The following is a 15,666-nucleotide window of genomic DNA, read 5'->3' as shown; positions in this document are numbered from 1 at the left end:
TCAAAAGGACGATTACGGAGCAATCGATGAAGGGGCCTTAGGCCGAGACGAGCTCGTGCCAGTCAGCCACGAGGGGCAGGTTGTGGGCCTCGGAGACGGAGTGGTGCGCCACGTGGCCGGCGGCGATGTTGAGGCCGGCGGCCAGGGCGGGGTCGCGGTCGAACGCGGCCTTGACGCCCAGGTTGGCCAGGGACACCGCGTAGCGCAGGGTGACGTTGGTCAGCGCGTACGTGGAGGTGTTGGGCACGGCGCCAGGCATGTTGGCGACGCAGTAGAAGATGGTGTTGTGCACCTTGTACGTGGGTTCCTGATGGGTGGTGGGGTGGGTGTCCTCGAAGCAGCCACCCTGGTCCACGGCGATGTCCACCAGGACCGAACCGGGCTTCATGCGGGCCACGAGGTCGTTGGTGACCAGCTTGGGGGCCTTGGCGCCGGGGATCAGGACTGAACCGATCACCAGGTCGGCGTCGACCACTGATTTTTCGATCTCGTACTTGTTGGAAGCCACGGTCTTCAACCGGCCCTGGTACTGGGCGTCCAGTTCGCGCAGGCGGTTGATGTTGATGTCCAGGATGGTGACGTCGGCACCCAGGCCCAGGGCCATGGCAGCAGCGTTGGTTCCGGCCACACCGGCGCCCAGGACAACCACCTTCGCCGGGCGCACGCCGGGCACGCCGCCCAGCAGGACGCCCTTGCCGCCGGCCGGGGCCATCAGGGAGGTGGCACCCACCTGGACGGACAGGCGGCCGGCAACTTCGGACATCGGAGCCAGCAGCGGCAGCGTGCGGCCCTCCTGCACGGTTTCGTAGGCGATGGCGGTGACGCCGGAGTTGATGAGCTCGGCGGTGAGCTCGGGCTCGGCGGCCAGGTGCAGGTAGGTGAAAAGGATCAGGCCCTTGCGGAAGCGGTGGTATTCGGACTTGATGGGCTCCTTGACCTTCATCAGCATGTCGGCGCGGGCCCAGACGTCGTCCGCCTCGTTGACGATCTCGGCGCCGGCGATTGAGTATTCCTCGTCCGTGATGCCCGAGCCCAGGCCTGCGCCGCGCTCCACCAGGACGGTGTGTCCGTGGGTGAGGAACTCGTGGACGCCGGCCGCGGTGATGGCCACGCGGAATTCGTTGTTCTTGATTTCTTTGGGGACGCCGATGATCATCGTCTGCTCCAGTTTTTGGGGGCCGGTAGGCCGTACAGGTGGAAGGATTTTCGTGTTTCAACGATAAATCCAGCTGTGAGCCAGGCGACATGGACTGCATCGGATGCTGCGCGCGCAACCGCGTGATTCCGCGGGTTTTGCATCATCCGGCTCGACACGTGTCGAGTCCTGGAGCGTCAGGTGTCGCCTCGTGTCCGTTCGTCCATGGGGCTGCCGGGGCAGTACTGTAGGCCCATGCAGCAGCAGGGTGTGGAACAGCTCGTCGAACAGGTGGCGCAGAAGCTGGGCCGGGGGCTTTCCTTGGAGGATCTGGACGGGCTGCTGCTTGCCTACAGTTCCAACCAGTCCCATGCGGACCGCGTCCGGGTTAACTTCCTGCTGAGCAAGAAGGTCCCGGCGGACGTGAGCGCATGGCAGCTCGCGCACGGGATCGCCACCGCCGTGCGGCCTGTTGTGGTGCCGGCCAACCCGGACCTGGGCATGCTGGGCCGGGTGTGCGTCCCCCTGATGGTGCGCGGTTTCCGGGTGGGCTATCTCTGGGTGCAGCAGGACTCGGCGGAGGAAAGCCCGACGGCGATCCTCACCCAGTTGCCGGGCGTCAACCACGAGCTTGAGCTGCTGTCAGGGCTCCTGCTCGACTCGAACACGGCTGAATCGGAATTCCGGCGGGGCCGCGAGCGGGAGTTCCTGGCCGCGTGCGCCGGGGAACCCAATGCGGTGGCTGCTGTGGCCGGCTGGAAGGAAGTCCAGGGGAGGGGACCGTGGCAGATGGTCACGGTCCTGGACGCGGACGGCTGGGCCAGCGGCCCGGACCCCATCGCATCCACCCTGATCCACCGGTCCACCGCGCTCCAGGCCACGGTGGGCGTGGATGCTGCCCTCTTCAGCGCCGGGACTGAGACGCATTCGGCGGTGCTGTTCCGCGAATCGACCGGCCGGGCCAACCATGCCCAGGTCCTGGTGCATTACCAGCTGGAGCTGGCCAAGCGTTCCGGCCGCCCGGTGCACCGGATCATCCTTGGCATCAGCGAGGGGTTCGCGAAGACCCGGCAGCTCTCGGAGGCGTACCGGCAGTCACGGCTCGCGGCCCAGGCGGCCGCAGTGGATCCGCAGCTGGGCGAGCTGGTGGACTGCAGGGCCACCGGCGTGTACCAGCTGCTGGCGTCCGCCGGGGGAGGGGTGGGTGCCTGGGCGGACTCCGGGTCGGTGTACTTCCGCATGCTCGAGGACCATGACCGCAACGGTGAGCTCATCCCGGTCCTTGAGCTGCTCTATGACAACGACGGCTCGGTCCAGGACGTGGCCACCAAGCTCCACCTGCATCGCAGCAGCATCTACAACAGGCTGGGACGGATCCGGCAGCTGCTGGGGGTGGACCCGCTGAAGGGGATGCCCCGGCTGGAGCTGCACGCAGCCCTTAAGATGCGGCGCTGGGCGGGCCGGCCCAGGATTTGATGGCCTCCGCCACCTTCCGTGGGCGCAGGTGCTGGACCACGTGCCCGGCGTGCGGGACTTCCGCGAAGCTTCCCTCCGGCACCACCCGGGAGAGTCGGAGCGACCAGTCGGCGCCGGCCACCTGGTCGTCGTCGCCGCGCAGCACCAGGACGGGAACGTTGATCCCGGCCAGCCTCCGCTCCGCAGGGTAGGCCATCATGACGGAAAGCATGGTGAAGTACCAGCGGGGCCCGCAGCGGAAGTAGTCAGAGAACACGATCCAGTTCGACCCGGCACTTTCCCGGAGGAGGGCATCCAGGAAAAGTGCCAGGCCCTGCTGCCGGACATTCCGGTGCCGGGAGTCCACCACCGGACCCATGAGGACCAGCCGTTGCGCCTGGCCGGGAGCATAGAGCGCTGCCTCGATGGCGAACTGCGCGCCCATGGAATGCCCCACCAGGATGTAGGAGGCAATGCCGCTTGCCTTGAGTGCCTGGGCGATGAAGGCGCCGTAGTCGGCCACGGACAGCTGCCGCTCCGGCCTGGGCGTTCCGGCGAAGCCCGGCAGGTCCAGGGAGTACGTAGGGGCAACGGCGGCGAGCTCACTGTGCAGGCGACGAAAGTAGCGGTGCGAAACGCCGATGCCGTGAATGAGGATGTAGGCCGGTGCCGTGGAAGCGCCGGCGGCTTCCGGTCCCGGGGCGGGTGTGCCGTCTGCCCAAAGGACCCGGCCCGTGAAACCGTTCGCTTCCACGTCGGCTGAGCGAAGCACAGCATCCTTCCGGCGCGAAGGCCAGGCCAGGGGGATCCGCACTATTCGCCGGTGCCGGCGTCGACGGCGGCGTTCTTGCCCTGCTTGCGCTTCTGTTCGGCAAGCTTCTGCTGCTCAAGCCAGGCCATGATGTGGGCCGTGCGGATCCGGCGGTGCGATCCGCGGTACTCCACCGGGATTTCCCCGCGATCGGTCATGTTCCGCAGGTAGGTATGCGAAATCCCGGCCAGTTCGGCAGCCTGGGAGGTTGTGAGCATCTCCTCCACGCTGCTCACCGTCACCGTTTCGCCGCGTCCCAGCCTGGCGAGGAGATCGACGACGGCGTCCCGCGCCTGGGCGGGGAGGCGGTGGACGGTGCCGTCGACGAACACGGTGATGTCGTTGCTGTCCTCGAGGGCGCGCGTCAGGGCGCGGGCCTCGCCGTCGGGCAGGCCGGCCGAGACCCGGGGGGCTATCAGTGCCATGGACGTAGCCTATCCCGGGTGCCGCCGGCGCCGCGGGCGGTCAGAGTCCCAGTTCCTCCAGGACCGGCAGCTTTTCGCGCACCCAGGCCCGCGCCTCGGTGGCACTCGGGGCGGAGAGGGCCAGCTTGGCCAGCTCCTGGGCCTCAGACAGGGTGACCGTCTTCAAGACCGCGGCCACCGCGGCCAGCGAACGCGCGGTCATGGAGAGCGTGTTGACGCCTAGGCCGGTAAGGACGACGGCGAGGGCGGGATCGGCGGCAGCCTCACCACAGACACCCACAGGTTTGTTGTGGCCCTCGGCGCGGGATCCTTCGACGGTCAGCCCGACGAGGCGCAGGACGGCAGGCTGCCACGGGGTGTTCAGGTTGGCCAACGGGCCCAGTTGGCGGTCGGCGGCCATGGCGTACTGGGTGAGGTCATTGGTGCCCAGGCTGGCGAAGCCTACTTCGCGAAGGATGGACTCCGCAGTGAGGGCCGCAGACGGGACCTCCACCATGACGCCGGGGGTCTTGATCCCGGCGTCCGCGCACATGGAAGCGAAGCGGGAGGCTTCCTCGGCCGTGGAGATCATGGGAGCCATGACCCAGACGTCGGCTTCGGACTGCTGCTGGGCCAGGGCAATGGCTTCCAGCTGCCGGTCCAGGACGCCCGGGGTGGTGAAGTCGGTGCGGTAGCCGCGGACGCCCAGGGCGGGGTTGGGCTCCGTGGAGTCGGTCAGGAACGGAAGCGGCTTGTCGGCGCCGGCGTCGAGCGTGCGGAGCACCACCTTCTTGCCGGGGAATGCATCAAACACGCTCTTGTAGGCCGCGGCCTGCTCCTCAACGGAAGGTTCGGTGTCCCGTTCCAGGAAGCAGAACTCGGTGCGGAACAGGCCAACGCCCTGGGCGCCCAGCTTGGCGGCCGCCTCGGCGTCCTTGCCGCCGCCCACGTTGGCGAGCAGCGGCACCTCGTGGCCGTCCGCCGTCGTACCCGTGCCGGTGAACTCGGCCAGCAGTGACGCGGTGGCGGCCCAGGCTTCAGCCGTGGCACGGAGGGTCTCGTCAGGTTCGGCGGTGATGCTGCCGGCGGCGCCGTCCACGTACACCTCGGTGCCGTCCGGAAGTTCGTCCACACCCACGGCGGCGACCACGGCCGGCAGGCCGAGCGAGCGGGCGATGATGGCAGTGTGGGACTGGGGTCCGCCGCCTGCGGTGACGAGTGCCAGGATCTTGTTGGGGTCCAGCGTGGCGGTATCCGCGGGCGCAAGGTCTTCGGCCACCAGGATGAACGGGGTGCTGGAGGCGGGGATGCCGGGCGCGGGGACGCCCCGCAGCTCGGCAACGATCCGGGCGCGGACGTCCAGGACGTCCGTGGCGCGCTCGGCCATGTAGCCGCCGAGGTTGTGCAGCATCTCGGATACTGAGGAGCCCGATTCCCAGATGGCGCGCTCGGCGGAGGTGCCCCGGGCCACCAGCTTGGCCGCGCCCTTGATCAGCATGGTGTCCTTGGCCATCAGTGCAGTGGCTTCAAGGACCGCCTTTCCGTCTCCGGTGGCGTGCGTGGCGCGGTCCTTCAGCTCGTCATGCACGGCCTGCGAGGCCGCCTTCAGGGCAGCCGTGGCTTCCTCCGCTGTGGTGTCCGGCGCCAGCTGCTCACCGGCAGGAGGCTCACTGATCGGTTTGGGCATCTGGCGGATGGTGCCGATGACGCGGCCTGGACTGACGCCTACTCCTGGGAAGTTCTGCACTGAAGGTCCTCATTCTCTGCCGGTAGCCAGGCCCGCCAAACATTTCCGGCGCCATGCCGGAACACCGCCGGACTGCCACGTCAGGAGGTGGAAACGAGCCTGAAAAAATTGTATGTGATTCAGTTCATATAGCAACGCTATAGGTGCTAGGGTAGCGGTTATGAGTTTGGATGGCCAGCTTCCCCCCAAAATGCGGCTGCTCCGTGCTGCCGCGGAACTGCTGGCAAAATCCGCGGGAGCTCCGGTCTCCACCCGCCAGATCACCCAGCTGGCAGGGGTCTCCGCTCCCACCCTGTACCACCACTTCGGTGACAAGGAAGGTCTGTTCGACGCCGTCGTCGCCGCAGGATTTGAGGAATATGTCGCGGGCGAAAGGGATTTCGCCCCCTCCGGGCAGCCCCTCGAGGACATCCGGAGAATGTGGGACAACCACGTCCAGTTCGGCCTTAACCAGCCTGAGCTGTACCTGGTGATGTTCGGCAATATCCGTCCGGAAAGCCGGCCCGCCATTGTGGCGGACGCCGAAGCGCTGATGGAGGAGATGCTGAACAAGGCAGCGGCGGCGGGCCAGCTGAACGTCCAGCCCAGGGAAGCGGCCAGGTCCATCCTGGCGGCCAACGTGGGTGTGACGCTGATGCTCATTGCGGAGCCCGCCACCGAACGCAACCTCGAACTGTCCACCATGACCCGGGACGCCATGATCTTCGCGGTGTCCGCCGAGCCCGCCAGCGGCCCGGCCCCGGGCGGCACCGGGAAGTCCTCGGTGGTGGTGGCAGCGATCGCCCTGAACGCCGCACTTCAGGCCTCGCACTCTGACCAGCTTTCCAGCTCGGAACTCAAGCTTTTCCTCGAATGGCTCCACCGGATCTCCACCAGCCCGGCCGGATAGCCCCACAACCACGCATTACCCAGCAGTACGTCGTCGTAATCATCGGACCAATCCTGCGGAGCAGCAGGAATGACGGTTAGGAAATCACATGGCAACAGAGACAGTTGCAAAACCCCGCACCAGCGCGCGCGTGCACGTCCAAAAGTTCGGGACATTCCTGTCCGGCATGATCATGCCCAACATCGGGGCGTTCATCGCCTGGGGCATCATCACCGCCCTCTTCATCGAGAAGGGGTGGCTGCCCGTACCGCAGCTCGGTGGTTTCGGCGAGACCGGCGGGAAGCCGAACATCGGCCTGGTGGGCCCCATGATCACCTACCTCCTGCCGCTGCTGATCGGCTACACCGGCGGCAAGATGGTCTACGACGTCCGCGGCGGCGTGGTGGGGGCCATCGGCACCATGGGCGTGATCGTCGGTGCCGGCATCCCGATGTTCATCGGCGCCATGATCATGGGCCCGCTGGGCGGCTGGACCATGAAGAAGCTTGACTCGATCTGGGACGGCAAGATCCGCCCCGGCTTCGAGATGCTGGTCAACAACTTCTCCGCAGGCATCTGGGGCGCCCTGTTGGCGCTGGTGGGCTTCTACGGCATTTCGCCGGTTGTCACCGCCTTTAGCGAGCAGGCGGGCAAGTTCGTTGAGTTCCTGGTGCAGAACGGCCTCCTGCCGCTGACCAGCATCTTCATTGAGCCGGCCAAGGTCCTGTTCCTCAATAACGCCATCAACCACGGCGTGCTCACCCCGCTGGGCGTCCAGCAGTCCCTGGAGCAGGGCAAGTCCATCCTGTTCCTGCTGGAAGCCAACCCCGGCCCCGGCCTGGGCCTCCTGCTGGCGTACGCGTTCTTCGGCCGCGGCGCCGCCAAGGCATCGGCCCCCGGCGCAGCCATCATCCAGTTCCTCGGCGGCATCCACGAGATCTACTTCCCGTATGTCCTGATGCGCCCGCTGCTGATCCTGGGCACCATCGCCGGCGGCATGACCGGCATCGCCACCCTCGCCGTCACCAACTCCGGCCTGGTGGCCCCGGCCGCCCCTGGCTCCATCTTCGCCGTGCTGGCCCAGACCTCCCGCGACAGCTATTTCGGCGTGGTCCTCTCCGTGGTGCTCGCGGCAGCCGTTTCCTTCCTGGTGTCCTCGGTCATCCTCAAGACCACCAAGCACAGCGATGAAGCGGACCTCGGGGACGCCACCTCCCGCATGGAGGCCATGAAGGGCAAGAAGAGCTCCGTTGCCTCAACCCTCACCGGAGCCGGCGCAGGAACTGCCGCCGGTGCGGCCGCCGGCCGCGGCGGGGTGGGTGTCCTGGCGGGCCCCGTGCGGAACGTCGTATTCGCGTGCGACGCCGGCATGGGCTCCAGCGCCATGGGCGCCTCGGTGCTTCGGAACAAGATCAAGGCTGCCGGCTTCCCGGACGTCAAGGTCACCAACGCCTCGATTGCCAACCTCACGGACACCTACGACGTCGTGGTCACCCACCAGGACCTCACCGAACGCGCCAAGCCGGCCACGTCCAGCGCCGTCCACTACTCCGTGGACAACTTCATGAGCAGCCCGCGCTATGACGAGATCGTCGAGCTGGTCCGCGAAAGCAACACCGAAGGCGAAAAGTCCGACGCCGGCACCACCCACGGTGCCCACGCCGCCGACGCCCCCGTGGACGCAGCGCCCGCTGCCGCGGGAGCAGCTGCAGCGGCCGGCGCATCCGCCAACGGAACCGGCGAGATCCTGGCCCGCGAGAGCGTGGTGCTGACCGGTAAGGCCACCACCCGCGACGCCGCCATCGACGAGGCCGGCCGGCTCCTGCTGGAGCGCGGTGCCGTGGACGAGGGCTACATTGCCGCCATGCACGAACGCGAGGAATCGGTGTCCACCTACATGGGCAGCTTCCTGGCCATCCCGCACGGCACCAACGCCGCCAAGGACCACATCCGCAAGTCCGCGGTGTCCGTCATCCGCTACCCGGAAGGCATCGACTGGAACGGCAAGGAGGTCAAGTTCGTGGTGGGCGTGGCAGGCATCAACAACGAGCACCTGCACATCCTGTCCTCCATCGCCAAGGTGTTCACCAACAAGGAACAGGTGGCCCGGCTGGAGGCTGCCACGTCCGAGGATGAAGTCCTGGAGCTCTTCGGAAAGGTCAACGCATAGTGAAGGCAGTACATTTCGGTGCCGGCAACATCGGCCGCGGCTTCGTGGGCCTGCTCCTGCATGACGCAGGCTACGAGGTGGTGTTCGCGGACGTGGCAGAGGAACTCATCACCCGGCTCTCGCAGGCCGACAGCTACGCGGTGCACGAGGTGGGGGAGAACCCGGCCGTGCGCACTGTGGACAACTTCCGGGCGCTGAACTCCAACGCCCAGGAAGCTGAGCTGGTCCAGGAAATCTCGACGGCGGACATCGTCACCACGGCGGTGGGCCCGCACATCCTGAAGTTCGTGGCACCCGTGATCGCCAAGGGCATTGTTGCCAGGGAACCGGGCCTGGCGCCCCTGCAGGTGATGGCCTGCGAGAACGCCATCAACGCCACGGACATCCTGGCCAAGGAGGTGGCATCCCAGCCGGGAGTCACCGCAGCAGTCCTTGACGGGAAGGCTGTGTTCGCCAACACCGCCGTGGACCGGATCGTGCCGAACCAGGAGGCCGGGCAGGGCCTGGACGTGACCGTGGAAACCTTCTACGAGTGGGTCATCGACCGCACTGCCTTTGGCGACGCCGCACCGGTGATTCCGGGAGCCACCTTCGTGGATGACCTCTCGCCGTATATTGAGCGGAAGCTGTTCACCGTGAACACCGGGCATGCCTCTGCCGCTTACCTCGGCTTCGAAGCGGGCGTGGAGAAGATCTCGGACGCCATGGCGGACCAGGACGTGGCCGAGGACGTACGGGCGGTGCTGGAGGAAACCAAGCAGCTCCTGGTGGCCAAGCACGGGTTCAGCAACGACGAGCAGGAGGCCTACGTCCAGAAGATCCTGGTCCGGTTCTCCAACCCGTACCTGCCGGACACCGTGAACCGGGTGGGCCGTTCGCCGCTGCGGAAGCTGAGCCGGCATGAACGATTCATCGGCCCCGCTGCGGAACTGGCAGAACGCGGCGTGGTGCCGGAGGCGCTGCTGGGTGCCATTGCCGCCGCGCTGCGCTTCACCGATCCTGCGGATGCCGAGGCCACCGAACTGGCAGCCATCCTGGGCTCGGAAAGTCCGGCGGAGGCCACGGAGAAGATCACCGGGCTCGGGAAGGACCATCCTCTGTTCAGCGCCGTTGCCACCCTGGTGGAGGAGCGGCAGGCGGAGCTGGCCCGCACCCCGGCCTGACGCACCCCGGCACGCGCCATCACTTCCTGCATCCCCTGACGGAACGCCCCATCAGATCCTGCAGGATTTCCGGCAATGCGCCATCAGCACGACGCCGGCACTCACGCGAGTGCCGGCGTCGTTCGTTTCCTGTGCCAAGCTGGGCGGGTGATCCCTGCTGACGATGCCGATCCTGCCCTGTCCGCCGCCGATATCGACGGCGGGACGTTCCGCCTCCGCCACGCCACCCTGGCCGATCTGCCCGCCGTGGTGTGCCTGCTCGCCGATGACGCCCTGGGCGCCGGCCGCGAAACCACGCAGGACATGAAGCCCTACGAGAACGCCTTCGCCGCGATCGACGCCGACCCCGCCCACCTCCTGATAGTTGGCGAGCTGGTACCGCACGGGGAAGCTGCAGGCGCGGTGGTGGCCACATTCCAGCTGAGCTTCCTCCCCGGCATCTCACGGAAGGGTGCCTGGCGCTCGCAGCTCGAGGGCGTCCGGGTGGACGCGTCCCTCCGCAGCCAGGGGCTCGGGAAGCTGATGGTGGGCTGGGCCATCGCGGAGTCCCGGAGTCGCGGCTGCAACCTGATGCAGCTGACAACGCATCAGAGCCGCACGGCCGCGCACCGGTTTTACGAACAGCTGGGCTTCGAGGCCAGCCACGTCGGGATGAAGTTGACGCTCTAGGCCTTGACTGTTAGGTACCCTAAATGTTAGGCTACCTAACGATGAATGAAATAGATCCCCAGCTGGAGGAACTCGCCAGCGGGTTCCGCGAAGCCCTTCGCCACAGCGTTTACCTGGTCCGCCGCCTCGACGCAGACGGTGAACTCAGCGCCGCCCAGCTCAGCACACTCAAGATGCTGCTCGGCGAAGGCCAGCGCGTCGGCGAGATCGCCCGGAACCTCGGGGTCCGCGTGCCCAGCGCCACCGAGCAGATCATCAAGCTTGAACGCGCAGGCCTTGCACGCCGCGAACCGGACCCGGCGGACTCCCGCGCCGTCCGGGTGATCCTCACCCCCGAAGGCCGCGCCGCCGTCGACGGCGCGAACAAGCGCCGCAACCAAGTGATGGCCGACATCCTCAGCGGCCTCACCGACCAGGACCGCAAAGCATTGGCGGAGGCCCTGCCGGTGATCGACAAAATCAATGCATCACTCCAGAACTGAACCACCGAACCATACTGAAACAGCCACGAACTTAGGAGTACCCTCCATGGACGGCCAGCTCGCAGAAACCCTGCCGGCACCAGAATCCACCCTGCAGGCCGAAAAGGCCTCGTTCCTGAAGCAGCCCAAGGCAGTCTGGGCCACCGCCCTCGCCGCGGTGTTCGCTTTCATGGGGATCGGGCTGGTGGACCCCATCCTCCCGGCAATCGCCACCAACCTGAATGCCAGCCCCAGCCAGGTATCGCTGCTCTTCACCAGCTACTTCCTGGTCACCGCACTCGCCATGCTGATCACCGGGTTTGTCTCCTCCAGGATCGGCGGCAAGAAGACCCTGCTGATCGGCCTGGCCGTCATCGTCGTCTTCTCCTCGCTGTCCGGCCTGTCCGGGAGCGTGGGTGAATTGGTGGGCTTCCGCGCCGGTTGGGGCCTGGGCAACGCCCTGTTCGTGGCCACCGCCCTCGCCGTGATCGTGGGCGTGGCCAGCGGCGGCGCCGGCACCGCCATCATCCTCTACGAAGCCGCCCTGGGCCTGGGCATCTCCCTGGGCCCGCTCCTGGGAGCCCTCCTGGGCGGCTGGCAGTGGCGCGCACCGTTCTTCGGCACCGCCGTCCTGATGGCTGCCGCCTTCATCGCCCTGATCGCCCTGCTGCCCAAAACGCCGCTGCCCGAGTGCAAGGTGCGGCTGCGCGATCCGCTGCTGGCACTGGGCCACAAGGGCCTGCGGACGACGGCGGCAAGCGGCTTGTTCTACAACTACGGCTTCTTCACCATCCTGGCTTTCACCCCCTTCATCCTGGGCATGAACGCCTACGGCATCGGCGGCGTGTTCTTCGGCTGGGGCGTAGCCGTGGCGGTGTTCTCCGTCTTCGTGGCCCCGCCGCTGCAGGCCCGCTTCGGCGCGGTCAAGGTCCTGACGGGCACGCTGTTCCTGCTCATGCTGGACCTGGCCGGGCTGGGACTGGCTGCCGGGCACTCGGTTCCTGCCGTCGTCGTGCTGGTGATCGTTGCCGGTGCCCTGCTGGGCGTCAACAACACCATCTACACCGAACTGGCCATGGGCGTCTCCGATTCGCCCCGGCCCGTGGCATCCTCCGGCTACAACTTCGTCCGCTGGATGGGCGGCGCCCTGGCCCCGTTCGCGGCGGCCCAGCTCGGTGAACACTTCGGCCCGCAGGTGCCGTTCTTCGCCGGCGCTGTGGCCATGGTGATTGCCATCCTGATCGCATTCGGCGGCCGGGCCTACCTGTCCTCGCACGAACCGCACGTCGTGTAAACATCCGGACAACAAACAAACCCTCCATCACGCCAGGTGATGGAGGGTTTGTTGTTTTACGGCGAAAGCTGATCGGGCGTCCCCGGAAAGGCCGCCGGATGTGATCGGGCGTTACTTGGCTTTCGCTGAACCCTTCGGCACGAACAGCGTCTCAGCCTGCTCCAGGGACATGCCGTTGGTCTCGGGCACCTTGAACATGACGAAGAAGAAGGACGCGGCAGCGAACAGGGCGTACATGGCGTACGTCAGCGGCAGGGACGCCGAGGCCATGACCGGGAAGCTGAGGGTGATCGCGAAGTTGGCCACCCACTGCGCCGCCGCAGCCAGGCCCAGCGCGCGGGCGCGGATCCGGGACGGGAAGATCTCGCCCAGGAGCACCCATACCAGCGGACCCCAGGAGGCGCCGAAGCTGACGACGAAGATGTTGGCGGCCACGAGGGCAACCGGACCCCAGGCGCCGGGGAGGCTGATGTCCTCGCCCGAGCCGGTGGCGGAGGAAAAGGCCAGGGCCATGGCGCCCAGGGACACGGCCATGCCCACGGAGCCGGCCAACAGGATGGGCCTGCGGCCCACCCGGTCCACCAGCGCAATGGCCACCAGGGTGACCAGGATATTGGTGATGGACGTTGCCACCGAGATGGCCAGGGAGTCCTTCTCCTGGAAGCCCACAGCCTTCCACAGGGTGGTGGAGTAGTAGAAGATCACGTTGATCCCCACGAACTGCTGCAGCACGGACAGGATGATGCCCACCCAGACCACAGCCTGCAGGCCCAGGGTCTTGCCCCGCAGCGACCCCTTCTGGCCGGCCACCTTGTCCTCCTCGATGGCTTCCTGGATGTCGCGGATGTGCCGGTCCGTGTCCTCAGCAGGTGCGATCGAGTCGAAGATCTTCCGGGCCTGCTCCTCCTTGCCCTGGAAGACCAGGAACCGCGGGGATTCGGGCAGGGTGAAGGCAACCCAGCCGTACACGACGGCCGGTACAGCAGCACCGAGGAACATCCACCGCCACGCCTCGATGCCCAGCCAGAAGGCCTGGTCCGCACCGCCTGCGCTGGTGGCGAAGAGTGCGTCGGAGAGGAGTGCGGCAAAGATACCCGTGGTGATGGCAAGCTGCTGCAGGGACGCGAGGCGGCCGCGGACCTTTCGCGGCGAAATTTCGGAGATGTATGCCGGTGCGATCACGGACGCCAGGCCGATGCCCAGGCCGCCTACCAAGCGCCAGAACACCAGGTCCCACACGCCGAACGCGAACCCGGTACCGATGGCGCTGACCAGGAAGAGCAGCGCGCCCAGCTTCATGGCCGGGATGCGGCCGTAGCGGTCAGCCACCTTGCCGGCCAGGAAGGCTCCGGCGGCACAGCCCAGCAGGGCGATGGCCACGGCGAAGCCGGTCACTGCCTCGGACAGGGCAAATTCTTCCTTCATGGCGTCAACGGCCCCGTTGACCACGGACGAGTCGAAGCCGAACAGGAATCCGCCCACCGCCCCCGCAAGTGCCAGCCAGATCACCCGCCGCGGTATCCCGGTATTGGTCTGCTCCTGTGCAGTGGGCATGGTTCTCCCTGGGTTTGGGGGTTTATGGATGCGGTGCGGACGTCGTCGGCTGCGGTACCGGCCGGAAGGGCCGGCGCACACGCGCTAAACAGTGTGGCACGTCACCGCCGCAGGTTCCACTTGGCAGGGGCTGCCCGGCCTTTAAGGAACGACGACGACGGCGGGCCGTGCCGCCGTCGTCGTCTCCTCACACTGTCCTGCGCACCCGGGCAGGGTGTCCGGGGTCAGTGCGCCGGAATCTGCATGCTGTCGTCGTCCTGCGGGGACGCTTTTTGGTCCGTCAGCTTCTTGCGGGGAAGGGCGAAGCTGATGAGGAATGCCAGGCCCGTCAGGGCCGCGGCCGTCAGCATCACCGTGTCAATGGACGTGGCGAAGCCTTCCGTAATGGGCCTGGTGAGCGTGCTGTTGGCGGTGTGCAGCCAGCTGGTGTCATTCAGGGAGTCGTTGGACGCGCCGTTCTTGAAGAAGTCGTACAGCTTGGCGTTGGCCGGGTCCGATGCCACGGCGGGATCCTTCAGGACGGCCAGGTAGGCGGGGTCCGTGGTGGCGGCCTTCATGCCGTCGGCAATCCGGTTCGCGGCCAGGCTGAAGAGCATGGAGATGAACACGGCGGTTCCCACGGCGCCGCCCATGGACCGGAAGAACGCGGCCGAGGAGGTTCCCACCCCCATGTCCCGTGGCGGTACCGAGGTCTGCATGGCCAGGGTGAGCGGCTGCATGCAGAAGCCCAGGCCGACGCCGAAGAAGACCGCGATGAGGCCCGGCACCCAGAGCCCGGTGTCAACGCCAAGGGAGAAGCCCATCACCAGGGCGGCCACGGTCAGGATGCCGGTACCCATGATGGGGAAGATGCGGAACGTTCCGGAGGCCGAGATGGTGCGGCCGGCGGTGATGGACCCGAACAGGATGCCCACGGTGAAGGTGATCATCATCAGGCCGGCTTCGGTGGGGGTGAGGCCCTTGACGAGCTGGAGGTACATGGGAAGCATCGCGATGGCTCCGAACATGCCGATGCCGATAATGAAGTTCAGCAGCGAGGACAGCCCGAACGTGACGTTGTGGAAGAGGCGAAGCGGGATCAGGGCGTAGTTGCCGGCACGCTTTTCCGCCAGCAGGAACCAGGCAATGCCCACCACGCCCAGACCATAGCAAAGGAAGGAGTTCAGCGAGGTCCAGCCCCAGGTGCGGCCCTGTTCGGCCACCAGCAGGAGCGGAACGATGGCGACGGTGATCGCGGCTGCGCCCCAGTAGTCGATCTTCTGCTTGAGGTGCTTGGCGGGCAGGTGGAGGAACAGGAACACCACGGTCAGTGCCGCCAGCCCGATGGGCAGGTTGATGAAGAAGACCCACCGCCAGCCGTCGAAGCCCAGGATATTGGCGGAGCCGGCGAACGCGCCGCCCACCACCGGCCCCAGGACAGAGGAGATGCCGAACACGGACATGAAGTAGCCCTGGAACTTGGCGCGGTCCTTCAGGGACACGATGTCACCGATGATGGTCAGCGCCAGGGCCAGCAGGCCGCCTGCGCCCAGGCCCTGGATGCCGCGGGCCACAGCCAGCTCGGTCATCGAGTGCACGGACCCGGCGTAGAGGGAGCCCACCAGGAAGACGGCGATGGCGCTCAGGTACAGCGGCCGGCGCCCGAAGATGTCACTCAGCTTGCCGTAGAGCGGCGTGCTGACAGTGGATGTGATCAGGTACGCGGTGGTGGCCCACGCCTGCAGGGAAAGCCCGTCCAGGTCGTTGGCGATGGTGTAGATGGACGTGGAGACGATGGTCTGGTCAAGCGATGCCAGGAACATGCCCAGCATCAGGCCCACCATTACTGTGACGATCTGTCGTTGCGTCAGTGTTTCTCCGGCACGGGGCGCGGCAGGGGCTTTGGACATGGGTGCTCCAAGGAAAGAAAAGGATATAAGCAGCGATAGTTGCTTT

At 66.7% G+C, this 15,666-nt stretch carries 13 protein-coding genes; 7 read left to right on the top strand and 6 right to left on the bottom strand.

Translation table 11 applies throughout. The features are described from left to right. Positions 1–37 precede the first annotated feature (37 nt). A complete protein-coding gene (gene ald, locus ACZ9J7_RS06370) occupies positions 38–1,156 on the bottom strand; it encodes an alanine dehydrogenase (protein WP_476207975.1) in 1,119 nt (372 codons plus the stop codon). A gap of 234 nt (positions 1,157–1,390) precedes the next feature. On the opposite strand from ald, the gene ACZ9J7_RS06365 reads away from it, so the two are divergent. Next, complete coding sequence (locus tag ACZ9J7_RS06365; RefSeq protein WP_476207973.1) at positions 1,391–2,611, top strand: PucR family transcriptional regulator; 1,221 nt, start codon at positions 1,391–1,393, stop codon at positions 2,609–2,611. On the opposite strand, the gene ACZ9J7_RS06360 is transcribed toward ACZ9J7_RS06365, so the two are convergent. From ACZ9J7_RS06360 to ptsP, 3 genes are read right to left on the bottom strand one after another with little or no spacing between them, the layout of a single operon-like run. After that, positions 2,574–3,362 carry an alpha/beta fold hydrolase gene (locus ACZ9J7_RS06360; protein WP_476207972.1) on the bottom strand — a complete coding sequence of 263 codons (789 nt, stop codon included), beginning with the start codon at positions 3,360–3,362 and terminating at the stop codon, positions 2,574–2,576. The genes ACZ9J7_RS06365 and ACZ9J7_RS06360 overlap by 38 nt on opposite strands. A gap of 41 nt (positions 3,363–3,403) precedes the next feature. Beyond that, complete coding sequence (locus ACZ9J7_RS06355; protein ID WP_476207971.1) at positions 3,404–3,826, bottom strand: helix-turn-helix domain-containing protein; 423 nt, start codon at positions 3,824–3,826, stop codon at positions 3,404–3,406. A 40-nt stretch (positions 3,827–3,866) separates the two neighbouring features. Beyond that, positions 3,867–5,552 (bottom strand): phosphoenolpyruvate--protein phosphotransferase, encoded by a 1,686-nt coding sequence (ptsP, locus tag ACZ9J7_RS06350; RefSeq protein ID WP_476207969.1) that lies wholly within the window; start codon positions 5,550–5,552, stop codon positions 3,867–3,869. 160 nt (positions 5,553–5,712) lie between these two features. On the opposite strand from ptsP, the gene ACZ9J7_RS06345 reads away from it, so the two are divergent. The 6 genes from ACZ9J7_RS06345 (at position 5,713) to ACZ9J7_RS06320 (ending at position 12,177) form a co-directional block, all read left to right on the top strand. Further along, entirely contained in the window at positions 5,713–6,441 is a 729-nt protein-coding gene (locus tag ACZ9J7_RS06345) for a TetR/AcrR family transcriptional regulator (protein WP_307490960.1), read from the top strand. Between the two features lie 88 nt (positions 6,442–6,529). Further along, positions 6,530–8,590, top strand: a complete 2,061-nt coding sequence (locus ACZ9J7_RS06340; RefSeq protein ID WP_476207967.1) for a PTS mannitol transporter subunit IICBA — start codon at positions 6,530–6,532, stop codon at positions 8,588–8,590. After that, positions 8,590–9,753 carry a mannitol-1-phosphate 5-dehydrogenase gene (locus ACZ9J7_RS06335; RefSeq protein ID WP_476207965.1) on the top strand — a complete coding sequence of 388 codons (1,164 nt, stop codon included), beginning with the start codon at positions 8,590–8,592 and terminating at the stop codon, positions 9,751–9,753. The genes ACZ9J7_RS06340 and ACZ9J7_RS06335 overlap by 1 nt, the downstream gene beginning before the upstream one ends. Before the next feature lie 147 nt (positions 9,754–9,900). Then, the gene (locus tag ACZ9J7_RS06330; RefSeq protein WP_476207964.1) at positions 9,901–10,422 is read left to right on the top strand and encodes an N-acetyltransferase family protein; all 522 of its coding nucleotides are present in this window, start codon (positions 9,901–9,903) and stop codon (positions 10,420–10,422) included. A 41-nt stretch (positions 10,423–10,463) separates the two neighbouring features. Further along, positions 10,464–10,904 carry a MarR family winged helix-turn-helix transcriptional regulator gene (locus ACZ9J7_RS06325; protein ID WP_476207962.1) on the top strand — a complete coding sequence of 147 codons (441 nt, stop codon included), beginning with the start codon at positions 10,464–10,466 and terminating at the stop codon, positions 10,902–10,904. A gap of 46 nt (positions 10,905–10,950) precedes the next feature. Beyond that, positions 10,951–12,177 (top strand): MFS transporter, encoded by a 1,227-nt coding sequence (locus ACZ9J7_RS06320; protein WP_476207961.1) that lies wholly within the window; start codon positions 10,951–10,953, stop codon positions 12,175–12,177. 111 nt (positions 12,178–12,288) lie between these two features. Here the strand turns inward: ACZ9J7_RS06320 and ACZ9J7_RS06315 are convergent, their stop codons facing one another. After that, entirely contained in the window at positions 12,289–13,731 is a 1,443-nt protein-coding gene (locus tag ACZ9J7_RS06315) for a sugar porter family MFS transporter (protein ID WP_476207959.1), read from the bottom strand. Between the two features lie 224 nt (positions 13,732–13,955). Beyond that, positions 13,956–15,620, bottom strand: a complete 1,665-nt coding sequence (locus ACZ9J7_RS06310; RefSeq protein ID WP_476207957.1) for an MDR family MFS transporter — start codon at positions 15,618–15,620, stop codon at positions 13,956–13,958. Positions 15,621–15,666 lie beyond the last annotated feature (46 nt).

This window comes from Pseudarthrobacter sp. TE9888, from assembly GCF_056279345.1.
Note: the sequence above shows the minus strand (reverse complement) of the source record. Positions and strands in the feature narration are given on the sequence as shown.